Raw genomic sequence first — 25,971 nt, 5'->3', positions numbered from 1 at the left:
ACAGGGTTTTGGTTAGGTTGGCAAACCCCATTCATTGGATAGAATTATAGATCAATACCGCTTGCTGACGAAATGGGGGGGGAAATAGCTGATAATGCCGAATAGGTTTGAGATAAAATACTAGATATTGCTTCAGCAATAAATTTTTCTCCGTTATAAACCGGAATACAAACACTAACTAAAGGTAATTCTTTAATTTCTTGATTTAAACCCTTATTAAACAGGACTTATTAACAGGACAACATCTTAAAGTCCCCCAATTTTGGGGGATTTAGGGGGCAAATATTGCTGCTTTAGAAATAGGTTCTAAAACTGCTGATCTAGCCCCCTAGCCCCCAAAATTGGGGGGAAAATAAATAATTAGGACTTTTGAGGGCGATTGCTATTATCATTGGTATGCGATCGCCTACTTTTGACACGCTATATATAGCCTGCTTGCGTAAGTCCTGTTCAAGTTAAAATCAATATCAGCAACCCCAGCCCAGACCCAGGAATAGTGCCATGACCCCAGAACAGCAAAAAGCTGAAGCGGATCGCTTATTCAATCAAGGAATTGAGGAATATTATCGTAGTCAATATCGCCAAGGGTTACAATCCTGGCAGCATTACCAGGAAATCAGAGATCGTCAGAGAGAAGGCGTTGCTCTGGGCAGCTTGGGCAATGTTTACAATTTTTTGGGACAGTATCAACAAGCTATCGACTATTATCGAAAAAATGGGTAGAAACCCCTAAGTTCTACTTAGGCTTTGTGTTAGAATGTGGATGGTCACTGACCCACCCGTGACGATGGATTCAGACAGCCTAACGAGCGAAGCCCAGTTGTACTGGCGGCGCAGAAAAATCGGTAGACCGGGAAAATGAGGATAGGGCAATGGGCAGTCCACCCCTAGAATCAACACAAACTTAAGAATTCTCTTTTTGAGACTTCGACACATAAGAACCGCAGGGCTTGCGGGGATAGTCTGTGGAGCGAACATAAGACCAGAAAACTCCTTGTGGGTAGAGGCAGTTGCTAAGAAGCAGAAACCTAAATTGTGAAGTTTAGGAATCACCGTCCGTTTTACGGCGGCGAGGATGTCAACAGCAGGCTTTAACGATTGCACGAGAAATCGGAGATCGTAGCAGAGAATTTCATAGTCTGAATAACTTGGCATCTATCTACGAGAAACTGCAACAAATCCCCCAAGCCTGGGAAACCTGGCAATCTGCCTTAGCTTTATCTTCTCCCCTGAAGTTTCCGGTAGAATATTTATTGATCGGGCGTAATTTGGGTAATACTGCCTTTGAGGTGGAAAACTGGCAACGGGCTATTACGGGCTATGAAGCCGCCCTGGATGCTTTAGAAGAACTCTGTCACCGCGATCGCTCCGATGCCAATAAACAACAGCGACGGCGTGAGAATGTTGGGGTTTATGAGCGCCTTGTCCAAGCTTATCTCCATCAGAACCAGATAGATAAAGCCTTAGTAACCCTGGAGCGCGGCAAGTCTCGCAGTTTAATTGAACTCTTGGTTAACCGGGATTTATTGCCGAAAAATACCCCACCAGAGATTTGTCAACGGTTAGAACAGTTGCGTCGGGAACTTTCTGCCAATCAACGGTTTATCGAATCTTTAGGCGGCGATATTCCGGCTGCTGGGATTGATCCAGATTCTCCTCAAAGTCGAAGTGTGGGTGCTGTTAATATTCCGATTGATTCTATTAATCAAATTCGGGAAACTTTGGTTCAGCAAAAGCAGGAATTAAATCAAGTTTTAGAACAGATTAAAACCTTTGATTCCACCTTTGAATATACCCAACGGGTGCAACGGATTAATCTATCAGAAATTCCGGCATTATTGCCAGAGAAAACGGCGTTAGTGGAATGGTTTATCGCGTCGGAAGGGATTTATGCGTTTATAGTTTGGGCAGATTCCCCCCAACTCGCCTTAGAAAAGAGGGAGAAGGATGATCAATCAGGTTTTCGCGCTGATTATTATTGGCAATCAAAACCGGAAGCGGTGACGGCAGTGGTGGAATTGCGCGATCGCTATTTAGAAACCTATAATAGCGAAACCGACATCTGGGAAGATCAGTTAGAATCGTTTTTAGAAGAATTAGCCGAAATTCTGAATATTAATCATATTTTGAGCAAAATTCCGCCCACTTGTCAACGCTTAATCTTAGTTCCCTATCGAGAATTACATTTATTTCCCCTCCATGCTTTACCCGTTGCTAAAGATAACGGAAAAACCGTCTGTTTGTTTGATAAATTTTCTCAGGGGGTGCAATATTTACCGAGTTTGCAAATGGGGTTAATGTCGTTAAAAAATATTGCCTTGCGGGAGGAAAATTCAGACCATGCCGTTAACAATATTCAATTATTTGCGATTCAAAATCCCACAGGAGAATTAGACTTTGCAGAATTAGAAGTGGATGTGATTGCATCTAAATTTACCGATAAGAATATTTTATTGCGTGAACAAGCCACTAAAATCGCCCTAACTCAGCCCCCCAATAGTGATCTCTTTCGAGATGCCAATTATCTCCACTTTGCTTGTCACGGGTCGTTTAACTTTGAGTCTCCATTATTATCCCATTTGATTTTAGCAGGTGCGGTGGTTGACCCCCCCCGGCCCCCCTTGGTAATGGGGGGAGTGAAGAACTTTCTGATCTTCCCCTTGGTAAAGGGGGGTCTAATCTTCCCCACCTTAGTAAGGGGGGGACGTGAGGGGGGGTCTAATCTTCCCCATCTTACCAAGGGGGAGACTGAGGGGGGGTCTAATCTTCCCCACCTTAGTAAGGGGGGGACTGAGGGGGGGTCTAACCTTCCCCACCTTACCAAGGGGGGGACTGAGGGGGGGTCTTATCTTCCTTGGAGAAAAGGTAAACAAGTCGATACCAATCAATGTTATACTCTACGCGAAATCTTTAGTTTAGATTTCCCAAAAGGGGAACTGGTAATATTATCCGCCTGTGAAACGGGGTTAACACAATTTGATCAGACTTTAGAAGAATATATTAGTCTTCCCAGTGGGTTTCTGTTTGCCGGGGTTAAAAATGTGATTTGTAGTTTATGGCGAGTCAGTGATTTATCAACGGCGATTTTAATGATTAAGTTTTATGAACTGTTCCCGTCTGAAAAGTCCGTGAGTTTGGCCTTAAATCAAGCCCAAAGCTGGTTAAGAACCGTTGATAAAGAAAACCTCATAAAATGGCTAGATGCGCTACAATTAAAACCAGAATCCAAACAAAAACTCCGTCAACAGCTAAACTTAGGGTTGCGTTCATCAACCTATCAACCTTTTAAAGAAGCTTATTATTGGGCGGGTTTCTGTGCAATTGGAAAATAGGTTAAAATTCTCTTGAGATTCTACTATTGTTAATCCGTTGAGGGAATAAATTATGCAAGACTCTATTGAAACCCTAGTTTGTTTTTTAGAACTGTTAGAAATTCAACCTCCCATTCTTCAAGATCAGGATAAATCTAGTTTAACCCGATTATTAGAACAATTGGAAAAGTTAAACCTTGATCAAATTCAACAAGCTGCAAATTCTATTGAAAAATGGTGTGGAGATCATGAGCAACAGTTAGATTTATACGATCAAGCTAAGAAGGGAAAATCTCGAAAAGAACTCGATGAAATTAGTGATTCTGATCCCCATAACGGTCGCTGGATTATTCCTAATTTTCAACTCGAAACCTCAGAATATTCTCAATCAGAAAATTCCTATTCTGAAGTCAGCACTTTAATTATACCTGCTCCTGAAAGTAGCGAAGATTGCCAGGTTAAAGTTCCTATTCTGGATTATATTAAGCAAATTTTAAGCAAATGGATTAATCGTTAAGATGATAGAAAAAGTTTATGCTCCCAATTTACATTTATTTGCCTTTCATCTCTGGAAAGTCTTAAGGGATGATGGCAATAATAGAGTTGAAAACCCTCAAAAACTTTTTGATAAGTGTTATCAAATATTGGAAAAACTACGTTTTTCAGAACGGTTGAATCTTGCTCAATATGATGATGAAGTTTCCGAAAAATCCAAAAATTCACTGATTAAAATATACGGGAAACTCCCTAATAGTGAAACCCCAATTGCTGGAAGGATTTATCCCCAATGTCTGCATGATAGTTATGCTGTAGCCTTTAATTTACGTCGTCCCGAACAGGAAAACGGCAAAAAAACAGAAGAAATATCGTTAGATTTTTTCCGAAAAATTAATCGAGGTCAGATATTTTTACCCAAATTTGTTGATAGTTCCCTCGGACAAACTTTATTAATTACTGCTTTTATTCCAGAGGAATTTAAACAAAGCTCAATTGAAGATTTAGAAATTTTAGCTCAAAAATGCTTAGAAGAATTTATCCCGAATAATCAACAACGTCCTCCTCTACAAAACCAGGGAGAATTATTTGGAAGTCCTATTTTTGAATATGATAATTTAAGTCAAATCAATCTTGATTCTTCAGACATTCATTACTGTCATATTTTAATTTGGTTATTTACAGAGAATCAAAGCAGTAAAGATTTTATTGATTGTTATTCTGAATTTATTGATTTATTTTTTTATCGTAATAAAGTGATTACCGCCTACCAAGAAAGCCTCAAACAATATGAAAAAGCCTTTAATTATTATGGTAAAATTGAACAGGAAATCAAGAGTTTAAATGAGTTTTTAAATCAGGAAATAACAGATGAATCTTTTTTAAATGAAAAAGACTTAAAGTTGCTTAAACAAAAACTTAAAATTTTGTCTCAGCAAGATTTTACCTATTCTCAAACCCTCCGTAATTTAAAACATTATAGAAATACAATTGCAATTAATAGTAAAAATTATCAACAAACTTTAAAAACAATTCAACGGAAATTAAAAGAGAAATCATTAATTAATTATAGTCAGAACTTAGATTTTTTTCTCGGTTTTATTAATCAGGATAGTCAATATTTTCAAGAACGAATTAATGATCAACTCAACTATTTTGTTGAGGGTTCTACTTTAGTAGATCGAGCGATCGCATCTATTCGGGGAATTACAGAAATTGAACAAACCGAAAACCAACACCGTCAGGAAGAATGGGAAAAACAAAACAATTATGACCTGCAAATCACCATTTTAGCCGTCGGTACAGGTATGAGTGCGGGAGGAATTACAGGCTCTAGTTCCGGTCTATTATTAAATCAATATGCGACTGATTATCCCTTTATAACCTTTGGAATATCCCTTGCCCTTAGTTTTATAGTTGCGTTATTATCGGGTTTATTCACATTTGGCATTGGTAAAATCTTTAAAAACAAAAAGACCTAGAAATTACGAATTACAAATTACTAATGGGTAATAGAAGGAGTTTACATCCCCTGCTCCTCCTACCCCCTGCTCCCCTGGCTTTCCCCTATCTCAATTTAGCAGGAATAGCATAGGGGCCTTTTTTCAAGGCTGTAGCCAAGGCATTATTATTCAATCTTAGGGCTTCATAAAAGAAAAATATTTCTCCCTGAACTCCTTTAAACCGATTATAGTCAATTGACTTCAATAAATCATCCGCCGTAATGCAATAGGAACCGATTTTTGCTAAAATCCCTGGAGAAAGTTTAGGTAACTGCCAATCCCTAAACTGCACATCAACCAATTGATCTACTAACCCTTTATAACTCCAAAAATTGCGCCGATATAACTGAGGGTGAATCCAATCAACTAAATCTTGATCAATCCAAGCAATATAATCCTGTAAATATTCATCTAAACCCCATTTATAAACACTTGGAGCCATAGAAATCATCAAATGGGGTTTAATTGCCTTAACTTCTCGACGCAAACGAACTAAAAAATTGGTGAGAATATTCGCCCGCCATTGTACCCATTGGGGGTCTTTATGATAGCTCGGAGGTTGACGCCCAAATTCATCCCGATAAAGAGCAATTGTTTTCGGATCATATCCTCCTTCCGAGGGCATAGCAGGCATCCGGTCATCACCCTGAATCCCATCAATATCGTATTTTCTCACCACTTCTAAGACTAAACTTAGAACAAAATTCTGCACTTCTGGGTCAAAAGCATTCATCCACTCAAACCCATTTTTAGCAACTAATCCCCCCGTGGAATTAATCCCCGACCACTCAGGTTTTTGAGATAAAATTCGGCCCCCATTTTGTTGATAAGAACTCGCAAATCCAAATTCAAACCAAGGAATTACTTTCAACCCAACTCGATGACCTTCCTCAATCACTTCTTGTAACGGGTCACGTCCCTTAGAATAGAAATCAATTTCAATCCCAAAGGTTTGAGCCATCACCTGAGAGCGATACAAAGTTACGCCCTTATTCCAAACCACCGGAAACACCACATTAAAACCCGTCTCCACCAAGAATTCCATCGCTTCAGCAATGGTCTGTCGAGAAAACATAACTCGACTATCCGTATTAGTTAACCAGACACCGCGAATTTCCATAAAACCTCCTGAAAGCGATCACACTTTAATCTTAGTATGGAGGCTTTCCCGGTTTAGTGATTCAGTCCTTAACACTTTTAGTTTGACTCAGATCCAACCTAACTTGAAAAACCCACATTGCCGAGTTGAGCCTCCAGCGATTATGATTAGTTTAAGAAACAATTTTGATCAATCGAGGCAAAAAGATCAGTTAATCTTTGATCCTAACCCACAAAAATCCCCTAACTCTCAAGGGAAGGCAGTTTTGCCTAAACTCTCGTAGGATTAGGAAGAAGGGGGGTTTAGGATTAAAACATCCTATGAATATCCCAAATCAACAGCGATGGAGGAGTTTCTTCCGGGTTAGACTTTTAGCCCGTCGTTTTCATCTGAAACCGACATTCGACCCAAGCTCGGTTAGTTTACCCGTTTTTGGGTTATCCCAAATCAAGGGTTATCCAGTCCTATCTAAGACTTCTCAGCACTTTCGTTCTTGTATTATTTTATATATGCTGCGGGATATTCCACTTCAGCCGCACTATGATTTTCAGCAATTCTGTTTAGCAATAATCTGGCGATTAATCGCCCAATACACCTATATTGCGGGTGATACCAGTTAAGCCCGATTCACTTTGGGGTTAGCCATTCACCTGAATGTAGTTAAGTAGCAACGTCCGATACAGTTAGATTCCCACAAAGAATTTAGACTGAATCTGATCTAGGTTGATTTATCTATGATCACAGACTAATAAGCATTATTTGGCATTTTTTCCCTTGCCATGAACTGCGTTAAAGCAATTCGTGGTCATTTTCCACTATTTACACATTAAATAAAACCGTTCATTTTTTATGAAGGCTAATGAAAGCATCGATGTCGATAAGTTATTAACTCGATATGCTACAGGAGAGAGAAATTTTAGCGGTATCCATCTGATGGTAGCCTGCTTGAAACAGGAAAATTTGAATCGAATTAATCTTAGTAATGCCAACTTACAAGGGACTAATTTATCTCGCGCCCGCCTAATTGGAGCGAATTTCAATGGGGCTGATTTGAGTCAAGTTAACCTCACCATGGCCGTTCTAGTTGAAGCCAATCTCAGTGGAGCCAGTCTGACCAATAGTATTTTACGCAATGCTGACCTGAGTGGAGTTATGCTCAGTGGTGCGATTTTGTCCGAAACAGACTTAACTGGGGCAAACCTCACCGGAGCCAGTTTAATTTCAGCCTGTCTCCTAAATGGTTGCAAACTCAACGATACAATTTTAGTCGGGGCAACCCTCAGCCGAGCAATTTTAAGCGGCGCTAATTTAAGTGGTGCTAACTTAACTCGAACCATTTTAACTGAAGTTGATCTCAGTGGTGCTAATTTAAGTCATGCTAAATTAGTCCGAGCTTACATAAATCAAGGTAATCTGAGTGGGGCTAATTTGAGTCATGCCGATCTGAGCGAGGCTAGTCTGCGGGAGGCTAATTTGGGTGTGGCTAACCTCTCAGTTGCTAACTTACAAGGGGCGGATTTAAGTGGCAGTAACTTAAACGGAGCCAACTTAAAAGGAGCTTGCCTCCAAGACACAAATCTTAAAGATACCTATTTAAACGGTTTAAACTTACAGAATGCTGATTTAAGACGCAGCGATTTGACTAAGGCTAATTTGCGCGGGGCTAACCTCAGTGGCGCCAACTTAGAAGGTGCGACGCTCTTAGGAGCCGATTTGCGCGGGGCGAACTTGAGCCATGCTAATCTCACCGGAGCCGGACTGCTTTTGACTTCCCTCAAAGGAGCAAATTTAACCGGAGCTAATCTCTGTGCGACTAACTTAATCGGTGCGAGTCTCAATATTGATAACCTGAACCCAGCCAGCCTCGAAGGAGCAATTCTGCCCAACGGAGCCAGCTATTCTTAGAGATTCTGAGCGGTTTCGATAAAACTCTTGCACAATTTCTGAAAAGGTGTGATATGATGGGAGGGTTTGATACACTTTAGGGTGGAGGTAAAACCCGAAGAATGAAACAATTGGGAACCCATCTGGTCGTTGACGCTTGGCAGTGTCCTGCAGAACTTCTGAACGATCCTGAACGCATCCGTCGCGCGATGCTTGATGCAATTTCTGCTGGGGGGGCTACCCTCATCGACTTATGTGTACACCAGTTTAGTCCTCACGGAGTAACTGCAACAGCCACTTTGGCTGAGTCTCACATTGCCATTCACACCTGGCCAGAATTAGGCTATTTCGCTGCTGACTTATTCTTTTGTGGAGCAGGCAATCCTCAGCGAGCCATTAAGTTTCTAGAAACCGCGCTTCAAGCCAAACAGGTAAGATCGAGAGAATTCAAACGCGGTTATGAACCCGACGAGACTGAGATCCCAGATTCAATTAGCGAAGAATCTTTAGCAACTTTAGTTGAAACTGGAACTCGCGGTTAGAACCCGTTCATCGGTTATCCGAGTCAAGTCAAATCGAAACAAAGGATTGTGTTTCTCATCCTTCCGTTGGTATTGATAATTTCCTAAAATTCAATAGTGAAACTATTAATACCAACACCGAGCTAACACAATCAATGTCCCTTCTGGAAACTACATTACAGCCACTCGATAAGCTGATTAATTCTTAGAAAGTTGCATTAATATCTACAACTTCAGAAATAGTATTGGCGGAGGGTTTTCCTTCCGCTTACTTATTACCTATTACCTATTACCTCTCATACTAGCGCTGTTGGTTCAACAGAGGACGAACAATCCAATAACCAGCACCAAAGGCGACTACTACAATCAAAACAATTGATATAATTAACCAAAACCCGCTCAATTCAGAACGCTGAGATTTAGACATCGGGCGTAACCGGGCCTCTGTTGGTTCTGTAAATAAAGGTTGTGCTATTTCTGGAATTAATGGGGGTTTGGGAGACTCAGAAAACGGAAAACTGGGTTCATTTCCCCTCGGTTCAAGTTTAATTGAGGGGGAAATTTCCATCATGGGGGAAGTAGTTGGAGCGGCTCCGAGATGGGTCGGAATTTCAACGCTAAAAGAACTAGCCCCTGGGGATGAAACTTGGGATTTTTTCCCCTGACTGATGCCTTGAGCTTTATTAATAGCCTGGTGCAACCCAATGGCAGATTGCACAACGTTTTCTAATTCTTGCCTAAGTTGTTGATTTTGCTGGGTTAGCTGTTGATTTTGGGTTTTGAGCGTTTGGAGTTGAGATTGAACGGTTTGCAACTCCGCCGTAACTTCCCGATAGATAGAAATGGGAATTGATGGAGAGTAGTTACTCGATGCCACTGACGGATTAGGACTAGAGGCGTCAGCATTTTGCATAGGACGACTTGTAATTGAGGGTGAACATTTTATTAGAAACTTATTATGTTTTACAATACCTGTGATTAGAACTATTTGAACGAATTTTTTCCAGCAATTGCAGAAAAATTCACCCTGCCATCACTACACTTTAAAGAGTTACTGTTGAATCCTAACTATGAGCCACTCTTACTCCGAACCCACAGAATCTGCCACCGCCAGTCCAGAAGCATCAAAATATGGTGAACGGGAAATCGAGGAAGGACAATTGATTACCTTTCCTAATCCTAGAATTGGTCGTCGCTATTTCGTTGAGATTATCTTACCCGAATTTACCTGTAAATGTCCTTTTTCTGGATATCCCGATTTTGCCAAGATTTATTTAACATATCTTCCCAATGAGCGGGTGGTGGAATTAAAATCGATCAAACTGTACATTAATAGTTACCGCGATCGCTATATTTCCCACGAAGAATCGATAAACCAGATTTTAGATGATTTTGTTGCCGCTGTCGATCCCTTAGAAGTCAGCATTAGAGGGGATTTTAACCCCAGGGGTAATGTGCATACGGTTGTTGAAGTCGAACACGAGAAGCTAAACCCCAAACTCTAAAACTCAGGACTTGTGAGAATATCAACTCCTATGATAGAATTATAGGCTGTGTCGAATTTAGGCGAATCCATGCCCAAACTCAAAACTCGGAAATCCGCAGCCAGACGATTTAAAGTTACTGGTAGCGGAAAAATCGTGCGTCGTAAGGCTTACAAAAGCCATTTGTTACAGCATAAAAGCTCCGCTCGCAAACGGAATCTGTCTAAGATGGCGCTGGTGAGTGAGACTCAAACAGATAACGTGCGTTTGATGCTGCCCTATTTGTAAGCCTCTAAACGAATTTTATTAAAGGAAACAAACGTAAATGACCAGAGTTAAGCGCGGTAATGTTGCTCGCAAACGCCGCAAAAAAATACTGAAACTTGCCAAAGGATTTCGGGGTTGTCAGTCTACTAACTTCCGCACCGCGAATCAGAGAGTCATGCAGGCGTTGAGAAATTCCTATCGAGATCGTCGTAACCGCAAACGGGATTTTAGACGGTTGTGGATTACTCGGATTAATGCCGCGGCTCGGATTAACGGAATTAGCTATAGTCAGTTAGTTGGCAATATGAAAAAAGCCGATATCTTACTGAATCGTAAAATGTTAGCTCAACTTGCTGTTTTAGATCCTCAAACCTTTGGGAAAGTCGTTGATCTTGCCAAGAGTGCAAACAAGTAGTTTTAACCACTTAAAACCGCCTGTTCAACTGAATAGACAAAATTGCCCATTGTTAGCTAAGGTGAAGGATAGATTTAATTCGATCCTTCACCTTTGTGTTGAAAAAACTCTCCTTTTTAAAATTATGGATAAGAACCTTCCCATTGCCTATTTATTACTGTTAGTGGGGTTACTGGCAGCCGCCATTGTCTTTGTGATTCGTCAAATTATTAAAACCCGTCGGATAGAAAGCACCCTTTTTGATCTACAAACTAAATTATCAAAAGAACAGGGAAACGCACAGGAATACTATGAATTAGGAAGTATTTATAATGATAAAAAACTCTATTCCCAAGCCGTTACCGTATTACAAAAAGCCTTAAAAGCCGGGGAAGATGAAGCTCCTGAAAACCTAGCCATGATTTATAATGCGTTAGGATATGCTCATCTAGCTAAAGAACAATACGATATTGCCATTCGTCAATATAAAGAAGCCTTAAAGTTAAGTCCCATTTACCCCTCCGCTTCTAATAATTTGGGTTATGCCTACGAAAAGAAAAAGCTAACAGCCCAGGCTTTAGAGGCCTACGAAGAAACATTAAAAAACGATCCCGATAATCAAACTGCAAAATATCGGGCCCAATCCCTACGCAAACGAGTTGGAATTCCCTCAGAATCAACTAAGTAAGGGGAAATAGGGGGAGTCGGGGAGGTATAGCAACCGTGCCTGGGGTGTTAGGACACCAGACGGATGTTGGAACCCAGACGGTGAAGTCTTTTCCCCCTGTTCCCTAGCCCCCCCGTGCACGCAGGGTTTGGGGGGGCTGTTCCGGTGTTCCCTGCTATATTTGTCAAGATTTAATGCAAAGGATTAAGAGAATTGTACCTGTTGTGACATCTTGTATATTTTTGCTTGCAATTTGAGAAAACTCGGTTATTCTTGAAATTTGAAGAAAGTATTAAGCCTTCTCCTAAATGGCGAAGGCACTTTCTAAGTCACTCAGAAAAACACTGTTATTTTCTGTATAGAAACTAACAAAACTGCATCCATCGGAGATTTTATGACTCCTACAATGCTTCGTCAACTTTGGTCACTGGTAGAAACTACTCAAGCATCCACTTTGGTTGATCTTGATGATGCGAGTCTTGTCCAGTGTTTAGTCAAACAGTTGAAAAAACAAGCTGGCATTAACGCTAAAGAAGCCGATCTCTTAAAGGATTATATCTGCTCTCGGATTGCTTTAATTCGAGATATGGCAGAAGCCCGCCTATCTGGAGATGCTTCGGCTTAACCTCCATATTCCAATAGTTTCAAATTCTGTGAAAGTATAACTATGGGGGCATCTTTCTTAAAGGGTTGTATGGAAAATTATCAGATTAAGTTGACACTCCACTGTCTAAAAGTGATTAGACTCATTTCTTTGGTAAGATGAAAGCGTTTGAGGTCGCTCCTTGAGGGTGAATCACCTCAATACGGTTATGGTTTGTCAACTTGTCTAACTCATACACCTACAATATAAAACTATGAACAAATTTGGTTCTTTACTGGTAGCAACCCTATTGTTAGTTGCATCCCTAACAGCCTGTGAATCATCGAATCCTACGAACACTGCTACAATTTCCTCTGGGGGAGACTCAACGGCTGCTAAAGGAGGAACAGGCCAAAGTCGTCTTGATATTGTCAAGCAAAGGGGAAAACTCATCTGTGGAGTTGATGGCAAAATTCCCGGATTCAGCTTTGTGAATGAAACTGGCCAATATTCGGGTCTGGATGTGGATATCTGTAAAGCCCTGGCCGCCGCCGTTTTTGGTGATCCGAATGCGGTTGAATATCGAAATTTGGATTCTACAGAACGATTTGAAGCCTTAAAATCGGGGGAAGTCGATATACTTTCTCGAAATACCACCTGGACAATTAGCCGTGATACCTCCGTTGGCTTAGAATTCGCCCCGACTACATTCTACGACGGTCAGGGGATGATGGTTGCTAAAGATAGTGGGATTACTAAATTGGAAGATTTAGCAGGTAAAGCTATTTGTGTTGAGGCGGGAACAACTACCGAACTGAACCTAACTGATGCCCTGCGTCAAAGAAATATCAAGGCTGAAACCGTTACCTTTCAGCAAGCTGACCCGGCTTATGCTGCTTATGTAGAAGGTCGATGTCAAGGGATGACATCCGATAAGTCCCAATTGGTTGCCCGTCGCAGTACCCTCCCTAATCCCGACGATCATGTTCTTTTGGATGTTACGATGTCTAAAGAACCCCTGGGCCCGGTAACAGTTAATAATGATTCCGCTTGGTTTGATGTGGTGAAATGGACAACTTATGCTTTAATTGAGGCGGAAGAATTAGGAATTAATCAAGGGAATGTGGATCAACTCAAAACCAGTGATAACCCTAATATTAAAAGATTTTTAGGAACAGAAGGCGACCTCGGTAAAGGTGCTGGATTAAGTAATGATTTTGCGGCTAATGCGGTTAAAGCTGTTGGCAATTATGGTGAAGTTTACGAACGCAATTTAGGTCAAGGTTCACAATTTAAACTGCCCCGGGGACAAAATGCCCTATGGACAAATGGGGGTTTGATGTATTCTCCTCCTTTACGCTAAAGTCAGTTAATAGCTATGTAGCGACGTACAATGGTACGTCTCTACACTAATAATATTGATACTTGATAAATAATATATGAGCAATAGAGATCAGAAAATTCCTCTTTGGCGAGATGACCGATTTTGGCGAATTGCTTTGCAGGTTTTAGTGATTGTGATTGTGGTGAGTGTATTTGCTCTTTTGGGCGGAAACCTAAATCGCAGTCTCAGACAAACTGGAAGTGGTTTTGGCTTTAGTTTCTTAGGAACATCGGCGGGATTTAATATTCTCGATAGTTTAATTCCCTATACTCCGACAGATCCTTATATTCGGGTTTTATTCGCCGGATTATTAAATTCTCTGCGGGTAATGTTTTTTGGAATTATTCTCACAACTTTATTGGGAATTACTGTTGGTATTGCCCGTTTTTCTGATAATTGGCTTTTGCGTAAATTATCGTTTATTTATGTCGAAATTGTTAGAAATACTCCTCTATTATTACAGTTAGTTTTTTGGTATGGGGTTTTTGTGCAGCTTCCTCAGATTAAAGAAAGTTTCAGTTTTTTTAATGCAGTTTTCTTGTCTAAGCAAGGAATTTTTATGCCTTGGCCGTCGGGAATGCAAGGAATTATTGGATTTGGGGTTTTAGTGATTTCTGCGATCGCAGCCTTCATTATATCAAAAAAACGCCTAAAACTCATGATCGAAAGGGGAGAATCTGGACAAACTCAATTGATCACTTTGGGGATAATTGGTTTGATTGCTTTATTAACATTAACTATCGGATTAAATTGGCAAACTCCAATATTTAATCCCACAACCAATAATATAGAAGGAGGATTAAGGCTTACGATTGAATTTACAACCCTGTTAGTCGCTTTAGTAGTTTATACAGCGGCTTATATTGCTGAAATTGTGCGGGCGGGGATTCAATCTGTTTCCAAAGGTCAATGGGAAGCGGCTCGCTCCTTGGGTTTACAATCCGGTTTAGTCATGCAGTTAGTGGTATTTCCCCAAGCCCTGCGGGTGATTATTCCGCCCTTAAATAGTCAATATTTAAACTTAGTAAAAAACTCCAGTTTAGCGATCGCCGTTGCTTATGCGGATATCTATAATGTTGCCACAACTACTTTTAATCAAACCGGAAAAGCGATTGAAGTCATGTTAATTATTATGGGAACTTACCTGACAATTAATTTATTAATTTCTTTAGGAATGAACCAATTAAACCGCAGTGTTCAGTTGCAAGAAAGATAAATTAATGGTCAAGAAAATCATCTTCAATCTTTTTCCGAATACAACACTGATTCATAATAGTTTTGATATGATCAACAACAATATTAGTCTGTTCTAGCATAGCTAAATGCCCACAATTGTCAATTTCAATCACATTGTTATCCCCCTGACGAAATAGCCAATGAAAACTGGCTAAATGGCGAACATATTGAGGCTCCATAATTAAATCTTGGCATCCCGCCAAAAAATAAACAGGTTGGCTAAGTTGGGAAACCACCTGGGGTAAACGATGAACTTCTGATTCAGTAGTGGAATCTAATAACGCCCCTAATGCGGCTTCGGGATGGGCGATGACAAAATCAATTAACCTTTGGCGTCCCCAGCGTTGGGTGATGGGACAAGCCACTTGAGCACGGGTAAAGATTAAATCCAACAGAGGTAAATAACACAACCATCGGGGGCGGAATTTAACAATTTTTTCTCCCACGGAACGAAATTTATCAAATTCTTCTTTCAGGTAAATTCCTCCCCCAGCATTAATACAAATAACGCCTTTCACCTGTTTCGAGAGTTTATCTGCTGCTAAAAGCGCAATCGTCCCCCCCAGGGAATGACCCACTAACCAGGCATTTTTGATATTCAGGGTTTGTAATAGAATCCCTAAATCTTCGGCGTAGGAAATGGGGGTATAAATAGCGTGTGATGGGTTTCCCGCCAACAATTGAGAATTGCCAAATCCCCGTAAATCGTAGGATAAACATTGATATTCGGGGGCTAACAGGTCGATTACGGGTTGCCAATAGTGACGACTCAGTAGCCACCCATGAATAAACACAAGTACATCACCCGATGAGGTTGGTGATGTCAATTCGTAACTATGTTTTACGCCATGGATATCGATAGTAGCCATAATCCTATCGTATCTTGAAATGTACTTTTTTCGTTAATCTACTATCCTCTCCGTTAAACCTATCCAAAACTATCTATCCATTTCTGTCACTCTCCGAGTGTTAAGATAACCGGATCAAGTTTGAGTCCCATTTTAACAATAATCCCACGCCAAAAAAATTAGTATAGCGTGGGAAAAGTTATAAAAAATTGCAATAGCAAAAAAACGTTAAACCAAAACCGGAATAATCTCAGATTCTTCGATGAAAATAAGGACAATTCGACTCAGGGCTTAAGCCACTTCGTCAGAAACCCCTGAAACCAACTCTTTGAAGGCCTTACCTGCCGAGAACACCGGAACAGTGGTCGCCGGAATGGTCATGGGTGCACCCGTACTGGGGTTACGACCCTCACGGGCTTTACGTTCTCTGGCCTCAAATGACCCAAAACCCACCAAAGTCACTTTTTCCCCATCCGCCACCGCTTCCATGATGGACTCACAAATGGCTGAAACAATCAAATCCGCTTGTTTTTTAGTAACACCAGCTTTAATGGCTGTGGCTTGAACCAGTTGTTCTTTATTCATCTGATATGAACCTCATAAATTATGTGAGCAAGTCTGCAAATGCAGAAACGGCTGAACCATCCGTCTTTAAAATTCTGATGCCTTCTGACAAAACACCAATTTACCACTTTTGTAGAGATTAGCATTGATTTGAGGGAGTTTTGACACTCTTACGAATAGAATTTGGGAGATTCAAAGCTTAAGTAGAAGGACGGGGCTTGATAGCCTATTTTTGGGTGACAATAGAATAAACCCTAGACTTGAAAAGATCAAATATGACGGCTGAAGAACTTTTGATGGCTTATGCCTCTGGAAAGCGGGATTTTCGGGATACAGACCTATTTCGGGCTGATTTTAATAATGCTGACTTGAGTGGGGCCAGTCTATTTCGATGTCACCTGTTTCGGGCTAACCTATTTCGGGCTAACTTGATTGGGGTGAATTTATACAATGCCGATCTCGTTGGTGCTAATCTCTACTGTGCTAATTTAAGTGGAGCTAACCTCAGTGGGGCTAACCTGACCCGAGCGGATTTGACCGGGGCTGACCTGAGTGGAGCGGACTTGAGTGGGGCGGATTTGAGTGGGGCAACTTTATCCTTGGCAAATTTGAGTTATGCTGATCTGAGTCGAGCCACTTTATTAAAAGTCGATTTGGTGGAAGCGAATTTGAATCATGGGAACCTCAAAGGAGCTAATTTGAAAGATGCTAATTTCAAGGATTCAACGGTTCAGGACGCTAATTTGACGGGTGCAATTAATATAAGTTTAGATTTACTCAGTTACCTGCAACAGCAAGGAGCAATTTTATCTAAATCGGAGCTTTCGGTGACTCAGTGCTAGACCCTTGAACGTGCGGACTTGGCCTCCGCACCCAGCCCCTCAAAATTGTGGCAATATTCGGTGTGGCTTTTTAATCCCCCAATGCTCTCTATCCAGTGATTTTGACCTTGGAACCAACTCCCCATTTAGTCTTACATACCGAAGGTGGTAATCGCTATTTACCACTAATGGGTAAAAATTACTGGACATTCGGTCGCAGTGAGGACAATACTTTTGTCGTCAAAGACCGATGGATGTCTCGTAACCATGCCATGTTACAACGCATGGAAAATGGAGAGTTTTTTTTAATTGATTTAGGGAGTCGAAATGGTTCTTTTGTCAATGGTCGGCGGGTAACAATTCCGGTTACCCTTCATAATGGAGATCATATTGTTTTCGGACAAATGGAATTAGAATTCTATTGTCCTGATGTCACTCAAGAAACTGACCCTTCCGAACCCGAATCTGAAGATTTTACCGCCACATTAACTGTCCGTCGTTTGATATCAGTCATGGTGATGGATATTCGGGATTTTACCGTATTAACTAGACAATTAGATGAACGGATTTTATCAGAAGTTATCGGTCTTTGGTTTCGTCACGCCGGACAAATTATTCGAGAAAATGGCAGTTGGGTAGATAAATATATTGGCGATGCGATTATGGCCGTTTGGTTTCATGGAACTCAAGGAGTCACTCCCCAAGAAATGTTAAAAATTGCTAAAGCATTAAGTCAATTACATAAAATTACCCTAGAACTGAGTAATAATTATCCCTTGCCTTTCCCGTTACGAGTGGGTGCTGGTATTAATACCGGATATGCCATGGTCGGAAATACCGGAAGCGGTGGTACTGCTGATTATACAGCCTTGGGAGATACGGTAAATGCAGCATTTCGTTTAGAATCTTCGACTAAAGAAATTGGTATGGATATTGCATTAGGAGAAACTACCTATAAATATCTAGCCCAGGCTTGTCCTGAACAAAATTTTCAACAATATACTGTTAATCTGAAAGGCTATGATACCCCTACAATTACCTATGGCGGAACTTTTGACAATTTAGATGAGTTTTTGGAACCCAAATCATAAAGCTGAACCCGACTATATTTTAATTCTTCCTTCTTTCTATTCCTAATCTTTTTAACGTGTATAATACTAAGTTAGAATATTTTACCTGATTAATTATGAAACTTGTCACCGACATCAAAATTCCCTTCCCTCGTCCCCTGGTTTTTAGTACCTACAGAGACAATTTAATGGATGTGGTCAACTCATTACCCAATAAAAATGATGTTAAATTAGTCTCTCATCGAGTAGAAGCCGATAAGGTTTATACTGTTTATGATTGGCAATCGGATGAAGATATTCCCGCACTGATTGAGAATATATTAAAACAGGATAAACTCCGTTGGACAGAATACGACACTTGGAATAATCAAGACTTTACCTTAGATTGGCAAATTAAAACCCAAGCCTTTACAGAAGCATTCCAATGTTCAGGGAAAAACACCTTTTTAGAGGATAAAAACCACACCCTAATTCAAACCAGAGGCGAAATTCAATTAGACCCGAATAAAATAGATGGAGTTCCCGATTTTCTCAAGACTCAATTAGCCAGTTTATTTGAACAAATCTTAGGAAGTAAACTCGAACCCAATTTAATAGATATGGGGAAAGGAGTACAAAAATACTTGGAAAAACATAAATAACCCAAGAAACCGGGTTTTATTTTTCATAAACCCGGTTTCTGTATCAGACCTGTTTTTGATAATATTAATATCATCACAATTCACACCTATTTCTCAACCGAACTTCCTTGGCCTACGACAACACTTGTAAATATCTTGCTGAAAAATTCCCAGATGCTTTTGTCCAATGGCTGCTCCCCCTTGAGCAACCTACCAGCATTCAGGTACTCAAAACTGAACTAATTCAAGAGCCTATCCGCGCTGATTCTCTCACCTTTTTACAAACCGATAACCAAATTCTGCATCTGGAATTTCAAACCCTATCCTATTCCAACCCTCCGCTCCCATTCAGAATACTTGACTACTACGTCAGGCTCAAGCGCCAATACTCTTGTTCTATAACTCAAGTTGTACTCTTTTTACAGCAAACAGCCTCAGAACAGGCTTTTGTATCTGAGTATACAGACACAAACACCCAACACTGCTACCGAGTGATTCGCCTGTGGGAACAAGACCCCGATTTATTGCTATCCGTCCCCGCTTTACTACCCTTTGCGACATTATCTCAAACCAACTCACCCCGAACATTGCTAGAGCAAATAGCGAATCAAATTGCTACAATTGAAGAACCATCACAACAAGCCGATCTACTCGCTTGTACTCAAGTTCTTGCGGGTTTGAGGTTTGAAAAAAACTTAATCAGACAACTATTTAGGAAGGAAACTATGCGCGAGTCTGTCATTTACCAAGAAATTCGGGAAGATGGTCTCCTTGAAGGTCTCCAACAAGGAAGACAACAAGGTCTGCAACAAGGAAGACAACGGGAGGCGATGTCATTTGTCACTCGCCAGTTGACGCGACGACTCGGTGCGATCGCTCCTACAATACAAGAACAAATTCAGACCCTATCTGTAGAAGAATTAGAGAATTTAGGGGAAGCACTTCTGGATTTTTCAGAAGCAACGGATTTAGAAAATTGGTTGAATCAACATCAACCTTAATGGGTAGAATAGAGGTTCATCTGTTTAAAACTGCACCTAATACTTTAAGGACATTTAACCCATGACCGTTGATGAAGCTCTTGCGATCGCAGAAGTTGTCCTCGATGGCGAATGCTTAAACGACGTACAAGAGCTAATATTTAGACAATGTTGGGAAGGGAGATGTTCATATCAAGAAATTGCTAAACTTTCCAAGTATGATGATGAATACATAAAAGCCATTGCTGCTAAACTTTGGAAACAACTCTCAGACGCTTTTGACGAAAAGGTAAAAAAAAATAATTTACAGTCTGTTTTTAAGCGATACTTGCGACGAAATCAAATAAATTTGCATCGAACTCAGGAAATAGAAGTTAATCTTAGTGGCGCAAATCTAACTGGCGCAACATTAAATTTAGCGAGTTTAAGTGGAACAAGACTATTATTTACAAACTTTAGTGAACCTGTCTCATGTCAGCAAGATTTAGAGCAAGTATTATTACCAGACAATAACACTGACTCCCTAGAAAAAATCATACAATCTGAAGCAGAAAATAATCACCAAACTCACTCTAACCTAGAAGAAAAAATTTATCTCTGGAATAATTAGCATTTCCACTGCGAAGAACAAATAAAAATAGCTGAAGCACTGGATCGTGCCAATATTCTTTTTTTTCCTAATGCTAAAGTGCGTCTGACAACACCAGAAGGTAGACAAAATCAAGAAGCAAACTTTCTAATTTTTAATCAAGGTAAATGGGGGATTCTGGAATTATTATCACAACCTAATATAGCAAAAGTTGAAGGGCGCGATCGCCTTTTTGAAACTCAGGGTATCTGTATTATCCACTATTATGACTGTAATCGGTGCAATCAAGAACCCGATGAGATTGTGCAGGAGTTTATAGATATTTTGAGTCAGGGATAGATCTAAAAATAGCCCAAATTGGGGAGAGTTTTACAACATTAATGATTAAGTAGAGACGTTGGATGCAACGTCTCTACGCATGGTTTAGGGAACTTATGTAGCACCGATTTCAAGATTTCATATCAGAATGAATCTTGACAGTTTCCCCTAATAAACTGGAATGTCGCGCCGCCTCAGCAACTTTTAGGGTATATAAACTCGCTTCTGGCGTAATATAAAGCGGCTTTCCTTCATAGAGAAAATCTAAAACCATCTGGGTATCTTTAACAAATAATCCTCGACGAGAAGCTACCTCAATATTTTGAATATTATCGTTTTGAATTAGTTGACCCTTTTCGGGAGTAAAAATTAAGGTTCCCTGTTCACCATAGAGGGTAAAAGTATTATCAGACTGCCAAAAAACTTCCCCTTTCCCATAAACACACTCTCCCAGGATACCATTACTAAAAGTTAACCGAGCATTACATAAACAGGCTTTATAAAGATCCGGTTCAATATCCCAATATTGGGATTGACAATTGACACTAGCTACCGTCCCAAATAAATCAGTAAATCTATGCAAACGGGACAAAGCCCCAGTCATGGGAAAACCAAATAAAGACGGCTGATATGTCCATTTAGGGGGGGTCGGATGTTGGGGGTTAATAGTGACATAACGGACATAGAAGACTTGACCAATAGCCGCCAGGGACGCTTTGATGGCATTGTGCAGTCCCCCCAAGAGTTCAATATGTTCAACGTGGAGGAGTTTATTTTTCTCTTGCGCCAGAGTAATTAAAGATTCTGCGTCATCGGGATCTAAACTCAGGGGATATTCAACAACGACGTGCTTACCATGTTCTAAAGCATAACGGGCAATTTTGCCATGATCTCGATTAACCGTAGAAATGATCACCAGATCAATATCTGGCCGTTCGACTAAATCAACCCAGGATGCAGATACCGTGACATCAAATTCTTGACTAAAGGCAATTGTCGAGGCCGGGGTATTACCTGTAACGGCCACAAGCTGCGATCGCTGATCAGCAATTAAAGCCGCCGCCCGCATTTTTGCCACATATCCAGTACCAACGATGCCCACTTGCAGGGGATGGGAAGCCTTACCAACAGAAAAAAATAAAGATTGAGTCATGATAACAGAGTTAGGGACAAGGGAGCTAGATATAAGTAATCAAGATGTAATTAGAAAAATTTATAATAAATCCCATTCTAAATCTAGGTTGACAAGGTTTTACAACTTCCGCTTTTTCTCCTAATATCGAGAGGTGAAAAAAATCTGTGATGCAAGCAAAAGCCCATTAATGCTTTTGACTTGTATAAGGGATTTTTATATTTTTATCGAAATTAACGAGAGGAACACTACATGGCTAGTTATAAAGTCACATTGAAAACTCCAGAGGGCGATAAAACCATTGAAGTCGCTGATGATGTCTATATTTTGGATGCGGCGGTAGACGACGAAGGTATGGATCTGCCCTATTCCTGCCGTGCAGGTTCTTGCTCATCCTGTACAGCTAAAATTATTTCCGGTACAGTCAACCAAGACGATCAGAATTTCTTAGAGGATGAGCAACTCGATGCAGGATACGTTTTGACGTGCGTGGCTTACCCCACTTCTGATCTTGTGATCCTGACTAACCAAGAAGAAGAAATGCAAGACTTGCAAGCCTAGTCATTGGCGTGTCTGTTCAAAGTTCAACGGTGATGGGTATTATCGGCGTTAGTCTTTGAATTCATAAGGGATTGACGGGCTGAAGTTGGGTTTTTAGAAATTAAGAGTTTAGTTACTTCACTACCCTGACTTCACCTGTTAATCTGACCCCCAACCCGCCTTAAAATTTACAAAGTTGGCTTTTTTTCGTACTGTCTAAAGAGGAAAAAATTCCACGATGTCAACAAATCCTAATCAAGATTTTGCTTGCTGTCGGGGATTTTTAGAGTTTTTATCAAAATTCGTGAGAGGATCACTACATGGCTACTTACAAAGTCACACTGAGAAGTAAAGAAGGCGACGAAAATACGATTGAAGTCCCTGATGATGAGTTCATTTTAGATGTAGCAAAAGAATCCGGACTAGAACTACCATCTTCTTGTCGTGCTGGTGCTTGTTCTACCTGTGCAGGTAAAATAGTATCCGGTACGGTTAACCAATCGTCTCAGGCTTTCTTAAATGATAACCAAATTAAAGAAGGATATGTCTTAACCTGTGTAGCTTACCCCACTTCCGATTGTGTAATTGAGACGGATAAAGAGGAAGATTTATATTAATTTGTTCTGGATTTAAAGTTCAACCTTATTGATTCCATCGCCACTAAATCCTTGGGTGATTAGTGGTGGTGGTGATTTTTTTAGAGTTTTTATCAAAAATCGGAGTAAGAAGACCCGCACTAACGCTTCGCTGATTGTGTCGGGAGGATGTCAACTTTTATTCCTGACCTGGAATCCCAACGTTAAGTTCTGCAACAGGAGCTTGGATTATATCGATAATTATGTAACTCTGAATACAGAAATAATTTTATTTTTCAGGTTCAGACCCCTAGAACTTGAATATTAACGGTTGATAAGGGACAAAAAATTATGAAACTTAATCTCAAACAAGCGGATACAGAGGTTCAACCCCAATGGCAACCTATTGTTGGGTATGCCTCGGAATTTAATCCCTCTACCTGGGTACAGATGCGGGAAAAACCCAATCCCTATAGCCATGATCAGGCGTTGCTCTTATGTCAGGTGACTGAGGATGAATGGGTGGCTTGGGTTCCCGACCACGGTGAGATGGTATTATATCGCCATCAATTCTTTCGCTCTTAACCCTTGAGATGGGATACAGTAACAAAAAGAACGTCAAAATTATCCCATACGAGCGTTATGACCGTTTTGGAATCTCCTGGTAAGTCTTCAATTCAATATTCTGAACGCACCTTAAAACGGGCTGAACGGGCGATCCGGTGTTCTCCCTTTCAACTGCTACTGTTCACCACGATCCGGTTTAACAGTGTCAGTCTGACTGGAATTGCCGGGGAGTCTGGAGTCAATTCTACCTATACCCGCATCGCCCTAACCGAACTAGCCGCAGAAAATACCCTATTATGGCTGATTCAGGTGGGGGTGCTGCGTCGAGAAGTTGATGGTCAGGGGATTACAGATAGTTTTCGCCTCACTCCCCTGGGTCGGCAATTAATCGACCAATGGGAAAGTGAAAATCAAGGCATACCCCAGCCTTCTTTGTGCGATCGCTCTATCAACACTCTCAATCGTTGGTTGCGATTTGCCTTTTGAAAAAACAAAAACAGGGGTATGCTTTAAAACAGCACCCTAAAGCCAGATAGAATTAAATCCTATCTGACTTGTGGGGTCAGAAAAATTAGACCCCCCTAAGTGGATTAAAATTTAGGATTGATGGATCAAATGGCAGGAAGAAAGCCCGTGATTAGTAAAATGAAACAAATGCTAGGACTAACGACGCTAATCAGTATGGCTTTGGTATCTTCAACAGTGGCGGAACAACCTTTATATATTGCCTATCCGCCACCAGATCACAAAACAACATCTGATCGTATTTTTTTGATTGGAACAGCAACACCCGATGGAGAAGTCTCAATTAATGGTCAAGTAATTCCCCGAAGCCAAGCTGGTCACTTTGCACCCACATTTCCATTGCAACTTGGGGAAAACAATTTTATTCTACGCTACAAAGATCAAAAAATCAAACTTAATATTACTCGAATTGCGACGGAAGCAAATTCTTTAGATCCGGTCAGCTTTTTCAATGATTCATTGACTCCCTCCGAGAATCTGGCCATCCTTCCGGGGGAGTTAATTTGTTTTAGTGCGATCGCCCCGGAAAAATCAACGGTTTCTGTTGAATTAGCCGGACAAATTCTATCTTTATCTCCCCAGTCTCAGAGATTAGAATTACCCGATAACAAAGCGGTTTTAACCGGAACTAATCAACCCATAAAATCTGATACCTTAAAATATCAAGGATGTGGAAAAATTGCTGAGAATTTGTCATTTTCTGCTTCCCAAAACTCCTTGGATTTAGGTCAACCGAAATATCAATTAACCCTGAATAATCAAACCATTACCCAACTGGCAACGGGAAAAATTTCTGTTCTCTCTCCGATTCAATTTGAAGTAGCTGAAGTCATTGTAGATGAAGGGGTAGCCCGCACTGGCCCCAGTAGCGATCATTCCCGTTTAACTCCTTTACCCAAGGGAACCCGTGCCACGATTATCGGACGACAAGGAGATTATTTACGTCTTGATTATGGGGGGTGGATTAAAGCCAGTGAAACCCGGATCACCAGCGAGTCAGTTCCCCCTAATTCCGTAATTAGAAGTGCTAGTTCTCGTCAAGTTGGCGATTGGTTAGAGGTTTTTTTTCCCCTACAAGTACCAGTACCAATCACTGTTAAACAAGAGGATCAGAGTTTAACTTTAACCCTGCATAACACAACAGCAAAAACCGATACGATTCGGTTTAATGATAATCCCTTAATTTCGCGTATGGATTGGCAACCGATTTTATCTCCCCTCGGAGAATCACAAAATGCGGTGCAATATACATTTCATTTTAAAACCAAACAACAATGGGGTTATAAACTCCGTTATGAGGGTACAACTTTAGTTTTATCTCTGAAAAATCCCCCCCAACTCCAATCGAATTTACCCTTATCGGGGTTAAAAATTTTAATTGATCCCGGTCATGGTAGCCCCAATGATTTAGGGTCAAAAGGGCCGACGGGATATCCTGAAAAAGATGTTAATTTAGTGGTTTCTAAACTATTAGAAGCCGAACTAATTAAACGCGGTGCATCGGTATTTATGACCCGCAACGGTGATGAAGATTTGTACCCTCAAGATCGGGTGAAAATGATTAATCAACAGGAACCAGATCTATCAATTTCTATTCATTATAACGCCTTACCTGATAATGGAAATGCCATCGAAACAAAAGGGCTTAGTACCTTTTGGTATAACCCTCAAGCCCACGATTTAGCTGTGTTTTTACATGAATATTTAGTTAACAAACTTGACCGTCCTTCCTATGGCGTATTTTGGAATAATTTAGCCTTAACTCGTCCGACCGTTGCCCCATCCCTGTTATTGGAATTAGGATTTATGATTAATCCCGAAGAATTTGAATGGATTGTTAACCCTCAAGAACAACAAAAACTAGCAATAACCTTAGCGGATGGTATAGTAGAATGGGTCGGAAAAACTCAATAGCAAGGAATACAAAATAGGAAAGTGGCGTTGCTGAATTAGGTTATGATTAATCTACGACAGCTACGCCATCGAAGATTAAGA

General features: G+C 40.6%; 31 protein-coding genes. 25 read left to right on the top strand and 6 right to left on the bottom strand.

The window, feature by feature from the left end:
- Nucleotides 1-44 precede the first annotated feature (44 nt).
- Nucleotides 45-167, bottom strand: a complete 123-nt coding sequence (locus AC559H_RS21325) for a hypothetical protein (protein WP_339435779.1) — start codon at nt 165-167, stop codon at nt 45-47.
- Between the two features lie 334 nt (nt 168-501).
- On the opposite strand from AC559H_RS21325, the gene AC559H_RS21320 reads away from it, so the two are divergent.
- From AC559H_RS21320 to AC559H_RS21305, 4 genes are all read left to right on the top strand, one after another.
- Nucleotides 502-723, top strand: coding sequence for a tetratricopeptide repeat protein (locus AC559H_RS21320; protein ID WP_026795002.1), 222 nt, complete (start codon nt 502-504; stop codon nt 721-723).
- Nucleotides 724-1,148: 425 nt separating this feature from the next.
- Nucleotides 1,149-3,332: a CHAT domain-containing protein gene (locus tag AC559H_RS21315; protein WP_052349632.1), complete on the top strand. Its 2,184-nt coding sequence runs from the start codon at nt 1,149-1,151 to the stop codon at nt 3,330-3,332.
- Between the two features lie 52 nt (nt 3,333-3,384).
- Nucleotides 3,385-3,828 carry a hypothetical protein gene (locus AC559H_RS21310; protein WP_026795004.1) on the top strand — a complete coding sequence of 148 codons (444 nt, stop codon included), beginning with the start codon at nt 3,385-3,387 and terminating at the stop codon, nt 3,826-3,828.
- Between the two features lies 1 nt (nt 3,829).
- Complete coding sequence (locus AC559H_RS21305; protein WP_036833053.1) at nt 3,830-5,287, top strand: hypothetical protein; 1,458 nt, start codon at nt 3,830-3,832, stop codon at nt 5,285-5,287.
- Nucleotides 5,288-5,372: 85 nt separating this feature from the next.
- Here AC559H_RS21305 and AC559H_RS21300 read toward each other — a convergent pair whose 3' ends face one another.
- Nucleotides 5,373-6,428: a glycoside hydrolase family 10-like protein gene (locus AC559H_RS21300; protein ID WP_026795006.1), complete on the bottom strand. Its 1,056-nt coding sequence runs from the start codon at nt 6,426-6,428 to the stop codon at nt 5,373-5,375.
- A 299-nt stretch (nt 6,429-6,727) separates the two neighbouring features.
- Here AC559H_RS21300 and AC559H_RS21295 point away from each other — a divergent pair, with 299 nt between their 5' ends.
- The 3 genes from AC559H_RS21295 to speD all read left to right on the top strand — a co-directional run bounded on the left by AC559H_RS21295 (nt 6,728) and on the right by speD (nt 8,833).
- Nucleotides 6,728-7,027, top strand: a complete 300-nt coding sequence (locus AC559H_RS21295) for a hypothetical protein (protein ID WP_026795007.1) — start codon at nt 6,728-6,730, stop codon at nt 7,025-7,027.
- A gap of 229 nt (nt 7,028-7,256) precedes the next feature.
- Complete coding sequence (locus tag AC559H_RS21290) at nt 7,257-8,312, top strand: pentapeptide repeat-containing protein (RefSeq protein ID WP_026795008.1); 1,056 nt, start codon at nt 7,257-7,259, stop codon at nt 8,310-8,312.
- Nucleotides 8,313-8,413: 101 nt separating this feature from the next.
- Nucleotides 8,414-8,833 (top strand): adenosylmethionine decarboxylase, encoded by a 420-nt coding sequence (gene speD, locus AC559H_RS21285; protein ID WP_026788369.1) that lies wholly within the window; start codon nt 8,414-8,416, stop codon nt 8,831-8,833.
- A gap of 280 nt (nt 8,834-9,113) precedes the next feature.
- Here speD and AC559H_RS21280 read toward each other — a convergent pair whose 3' ends face one another.
- Complete coding sequence (locus AC559H_RS21280) at nt 9,114-9,725, bottom strand: hypothetical protein (RefSeq protein ID WP_026788368.1); 612 nt, start codon at nt 9,723-9,725, stop codon at nt 9,114-9,116.
- A gap of 157 nt (nt 9,726-9,882) precedes the next feature.
- Here AC559H_RS21280 and queF point away from each other — a divergent pair, with 157 nt between their 5' ends.
- The 7 genes from queF (at nt 9,883) to AC559H_RS21245 (ending at nt 14,807) form a co-directional block, all read left to right on the top strand.
- Nucleotides 9,883-10,317, top strand: a complete 435-nt coding sequence (queF, locus tag AC559H_RS21275; protein ID WP_026788367.1) for a preQ(1) synthase — start codon at nt 9,883-9,885, stop codon at nt 10,315-10,317.
- A 69-nt stretch (nt 10,318-10,386) separates the two neighbouring features.
- Nucleotides 10,387-10,584, top strand: coding sequence for a 50S ribosomal protein L35 (gene rpmI / locus AC559H_RS21270; protein WP_071782700.1), 198 nt, complete (start codon nt 10,387-10,389; stop codon nt 10,582-10,584).
- A 37-nt stretch (nt 10,585-10,621) separates the two neighbouring features.
- Nucleotides 10,622-10,978 carry a 50S ribosomal protein L20 gene (gene rplT, locus AC559H_RS21265; RefSeq protein ID WP_026788366.1) on the top strand — a complete coding sequence of 119 codons (357 nt, stop codon included), beginning with the start codon at nt 10,622-10,624 and terminating at the stop codon, nt 10,976-10,978.
- A 124-nt stretch (nt 10,979-11,102) separates the two neighbouring features.
- Nucleotides 11,103-11,645 (top strand): tetratricopeptide repeat protein, encoded by a 543-nt coding sequence (locus tag AC559H_RS21260; protein ID WP_026788365.1) that lies wholly within the window; start codon nt 11,103-11,105, stop codon nt 11,643-11,645.
- 373 nt (nt 11,646-12,018) lie between these two features.
- Nucleotides 12,019-12,249 (top strand): hypothetical protein, encoded by a 231-nt coding sequence (locus AC559H_RS21255; protein ID WP_026795009.1) that lies wholly within the window; start codon nt 12,019-12,021, stop codon nt 12,247-12,249.
- Nucleotides 12,250-12,481: 232 nt separating this feature from the next.
- On the top strand, nt 12,482-13,570 hold the full coding sequence (locus AC559H_RS21250; protein ID WP_026795010.1) for an amino acid ABC transporter substrate-binding protein: 1,089 nt from the start codon (nt 12,482-12,484) through the stop codon (nt 13,568-13,570).
- A 76-nt stretch (nt 13,571-13,646) separates the two neighbouring features.
- The gene (locus AC559H_RS21245; RefSeq protein ID WP_026795011.1) at nt 13,647-14,807 is read left to right on the top strand and encodes an amino acid ABC transporter permease; all 1,161 of its coding nucleotides are present in this window, start codon (nt 13,647-13,649) and stop codon (nt 14,805-14,807) included.
- A gap of 1 nt (nt 14,808) precedes the next feature.
- Here the strand turns inward: AC559H_RS21245 and AC559H_RS21240 are convergent, their stop codons facing one another.
- Nucleotides 14,809-15,696, bottom strand: coding sequence for an alpha/beta fold hydrolase (locus AC559H_RS21240; RefSeq protein ID WP_042155191.1), 888 nt, complete (start codon nt 15,694-15,696; stop codon nt 14,809-14,811).
- A gap of 270 nt (nt 15,697-15,966) precedes the next feature.
- Complete coding sequence (locus AC559H_RS21235; RefSeq protein ID WP_026788361.1) at nt 15,967-16,260, bottom strand: HU family DNA-binding protein; 294 nt, start codon at nt 16,258-16,260, stop codon at nt 15,967-15,969.
- 254 nt (nt 16,261-16,514) lie between these two features.
- Here AC559H_RS21235 and AC559H_RS21230 point away from each other — a divergent pair, with 254 nt between their 5' ends.
- The 6 genes from AC559H_RS21230 (at nt 16,515) to AC559H_RS21205 (ending at nt 20,658) form a co-directional block, all read left to right on the top strand.
- Nucleotides 16,515-17,081 carry a pentapeptide repeat-containing protein gene (locus AC559H_RS21230; protein WP_026788360.1) on the top strand — a complete coding sequence of 189 codons (567 nt, stop codon included), beginning with the start codon at nt 16,515-16,517 and terminating at the stop codon, nt 17,079-17,081.
- Nucleotides 17,082-17,179: 98 nt separating this feature from the next.
- Nucleotides 17,180-18,151, top strand: a complete 972-nt coding sequence (locus AC559H_RS21225) for an adenylate/guanylate cyclase domain-containing protein (protein WP_026795012.1) — start codon at nt 17,180-17,182, stop codon at nt 18,149-18,151.
- A gap of 95 nt (nt 18,152-18,246) precedes the next feature.
- A complete protein-coding gene (locus AC559H_RS21220; RefSeq protein ID WP_026788358.1) occupies nt 18,247-18,771 on the top strand; it encodes a hypothetical protein in 525 nt (174 codons plus the stop codon).
- Nucleotides 18,772-18,878: 107 nt separating this feature from the next.
- The gene (locus AC559H_RS21215) at nt 18,879-19,751 is read left to right on the top strand and encodes a DUF4351 domain-containing protein (RefSeq protein ID WP_026795013.1); all 873 of its coding nucleotides are present in this window, start codon (nt 18,879-18,881) and stop codon (nt 19,749-19,751) included.
- Nucleotides 19,752-19,812: 61 nt separating this feature from the next.
- Nucleotides 19,813-20,340 (top strand): helix-turn-helix domain-containing protein, encoded by a 528-nt coding sequence (locus AC559H_RS21210; RefSeq protein WP_237745540.1) that lies wholly within the window; start codon nt 19,813-19,815, stop codon nt 20,338-20,340.
- A 78-nt stretch (nt 20,341-20,418) separates the two neighbouring features.
- Nucleotides 20,419-20,658, top strand: coding sequence for a hypothetical protein (locus AC559H_RS21205; RefSeq protein ID WP_027249809.1), 240 nt, complete (start codon nt 20,419-20,421; stop codon nt 20,656-20,658).
- Between the two features lie 109 nt (nt 20,659-20,767).
- Here the strand turns inward: AC559H_RS21205 and AC559H_RS21200 are convergent, their stop codons facing one another.
- Entirely contained in the window at nt 20,768-21,790 is a 1,023-nt protein-coding gene (locus AC559H_RS21200; RefSeq protein ID WP_026795014.1) for a Gfo/Idh/MocA family protein, read from the bottom strand.
- Nucleotides 21,791-22,021: 231 nt separating this feature from the next.
- Here AC559H_RS21200 and AC559H_RS21195 point away from each other — a divergent pair, with 231 nt between their 5' ends.
- The 5 genes from AC559H_RS21195 (at nt 22,022) to AC559H_RS21175 (ending at nt 25,890) form a co-directional block, all read left to right on the top strand.
- Nucleotides 22,022-22,330, top strand: coding sequence for a 2Fe-2S iron-sulfur cluster-binding protein (locus AC559H_RS21195; protein WP_026795015.1), 309 nt, complete (start codon nt 22,022-22,024; stop codon nt 22,328-22,330).
- A gap of 299 nt (nt 22,331-22,629) precedes the next feature.
- The gene (locus AC559H_RS21190) at nt 22,630-22,926 is read left to right on the top strand and encodes a ferredoxin (protein ID WP_026795016.1); all 297 of its coding nucleotides are present in this window, start codon (nt 22,630-22,632) and stop codon (nt 22,924-22,926) included.
- Nucleotides 22,927-23,235: 309 nt separating this feature from the next.
- Nucleotides 23,236-23,469: a hypothetical protein gene (locus AC559H_RS21185; protein WP_026795017.1), complete on the top strand. Its 234-nt coding sequence runs from the start codon at nt 23,236-23,238 to the stop codon at nt 23,467-23,469.
- A gap of 57 nt (nt 23,470-23,526) precedes the next feature.
- On the top strand, nt 23,527-23,937 hold the full coding sequence (locus tag AC559H_RS21180; RefSeq protein WP_026795018.1) for an Npun_F0494 family protein: 411 nt from the start codon (nt 23,527-23,529) through the stop codon (nt 23,935-23,937).
- 159 nt (nt 23,938-24,096) lie between these two features.
- A complete protein-coding gene (locus AC559H_RS21175) occupies nt 24,097-25,890 on the top strand; it encodes an N-acetylmuramoyl-L-alanine amidase family protein (protein ID WP_026795019.1) in 1,794 nt (597 codons plus the stop codon).
- Nucleotides 25,891-25,971 lie beyond the last annotated feature (81 nt).

The sequence above is a fragment of the Planktothrix prolifica NIVA-CYA 540 genome, assembly GCF_963864145.1.
Classification (GTDB): Bacteria; Cyanobacteriota; Cyanobacteriia; order Cyanobacteriales; family Microcoleaceae; genus Planktothrix; species Planktothrix agardhii.
Note: the sequence above shows the minus strand (reverse complement) of the source record. Positions and strands in the feature narration are given on the sequence as shown.

Bases quoted from the DNA above. Each gene is read 5' to 3' on its own strand.
- AC559H_RS21280 (WP_026788368.1), bottom strand. From the start codon at position 9,725: ATGCAAAATGCTGACGCCTCTAGTCCTAATCCGTCAGTGGCATCGAGT.
- AC559H_RS21200 (WP_026795014.1), bottom strand. From the start codon at position 21,790: ATGACTCAATCTTTATTTTTTTCTGTTGGTAAGGCTTCCCATCCCCTG.
- rplT (WP_026788366.1), top strand. From the start codon at position 10,622: ATGACCAGAGTTAAGCGCGGTAATGTTGCTCGCAAACGCCGCAAAAAA.
- AC559H_RS21300 (WP_026795006.1), bottom strand. From the start codon at position 6,428: ATGGAAATTCGCGGTGTCTGGTTAACTAATACGGATAGTCGAGTTATG.
- AC559H_RS21185 (WP_026795017.1), top strand. From the start codon at position 23,236: ATGAAACTTAATCTCAAACAAGCGGATACAGAGGTTCAACCCCAATGG.
- AC559H_RS21245 (WP_026795011.1), top strand. From the start codon at position 13,647: ATGAGCAATAGAGATCAGAAAATTCCTCTTTGGCGAGATGACCGATTT.
- AC559H_RS21180 (WP_026795018.1), top strand. From the start codon at position 23,527: ATGACCGTTTTGGAATCTCCTGGTAAGTCTTCAATTCAATATTCTGAA.
- AC559H_RS21250 (WP_026795010.1), top strand. From the start codon at position 12,482: ATGAACAAATTTGGTTCTTTACTGGTAGCAACCCTATTGTTAGTTGCA.
- AC559H_RS21210 (WP_237745540.1), top strand. From the start codon at position 19,813: ATGACCGTTGATGAAGCTCTTGCGATCGCAGAAGTTGTCCTCGATGGC.
- queF (WP_026788367.1), top strand. From the start codon at position 9,883: ATGAGCCACTCTTACTCCGAACCCACAGAATCTGCCACCGCCAGTCCA.
- AC559H_RS21320 (WP_026795002.1), top strand. From the start codon at position 502: ATGACCCCAGAACAGCAAAAAGCTGAAGCGGATCGCTTATTCAATCAA.
- AC559H_RS21255 (WP_026795009.1), top strand. From the start codon at position 12,019: ATGACTCCTACAATGCTTCGTCAACTTTGGTCACTGGTAGAAACTACT.
- AC559H_RS21230 (WP_026788360.1), top strand. From the start codon at position 16,515: ATGACGGCTGAAGAACTTTTGATGGCTTATGCCTCTGGAAAGCGGGAT.
- AC559H_RS21290 (WP_026795008.1), top strand. From the start codon at position 7,257: ATGAAGGCTAATGAAAGCATCGATGTCGATAAGTTATTAACTCGATAT.
- AC559H_RS21310 (WP_026795004.1), top strand. From the start codon at position 3,385: ATGCAAGACTCTATTGAAACCCTAGTTTGTTTTTTAGAACTGTTAGAA.
- AC559H_RS21295 (WP_026795007.1), top strand. From the start codon at position 6,728: ATGAATATCCCAAATCAACAGCGATGGAGGAGTTTCTTCCGGGTTAGA.
- speD (WP_026788369.1), top strand. From the start codon at position 8,414: ATGAAACAATTGGGAACCCATCTGGTCGTTGACGCTTGGCAGTGTCCT.
- AC559H_RS21175 (WP_026795019.1), top strand. From the start codon at position 24,097: ATGAAACAAATGCTAGGACTAACGACGCTAATCAGTATGGCTTTGGTA.
- AC559H_RS21235 (WP_026788361.1), bottom strand. From the start codon at position 16,260: ATGAATAAAGAACAACTGGTTCAAGCCACAGCCATTAAAGCTGGTGTT.
- AC559H_RS21305 (WP_036833053.1), top strand. From the start codon at position 3,830: ATGATAGAAAAAGTTTATGCTCCCAATTTACATTTATTTGCCTTTCAT.
- AC559H_RS21240 (WP_042155191.1), bottom strand. From the start codon at position 15,696: ATGGCTACTATCGATATCCATGGCGTAAAACATAGTTACGAATTGACA.
- AC559H_RS21190 (WP_026795016.1), top strand. From the start codon at position 22,630: ATGGCTACTTACAAAGTCACACTGAGAAGTAAAGAAGGCGACGAAAAT.
- rpmI (WP_071782700.1), top strand. From the start codon at position 10,387: ATGCCCAAACTCAAAACTCGGAAATCCGCAGCCAGACGATTTAAAGTT.
- AC559H_RS21220 (WP_026788358.1), top strand. From the start codon at position 18,247: ATGAAACTTGTCACCGACATCAAAATTCCCTTCCCTCGTCCCCTGGTT.
- AC559H_RS21195 (WP_026795015.1), top strand. From the start codon at position 22,022: ATGGCTAGTTATAAAGTCACATTGAAAACTCCAGAGGGCGATAAAACC.
- AC559H_RS21260 (WP_026788365.1), top strand. From the start codon at position 11,103: ATGGATAAGAACCTTCCCATTGCCTATTTATTACTGTTAGTGGGGTTA.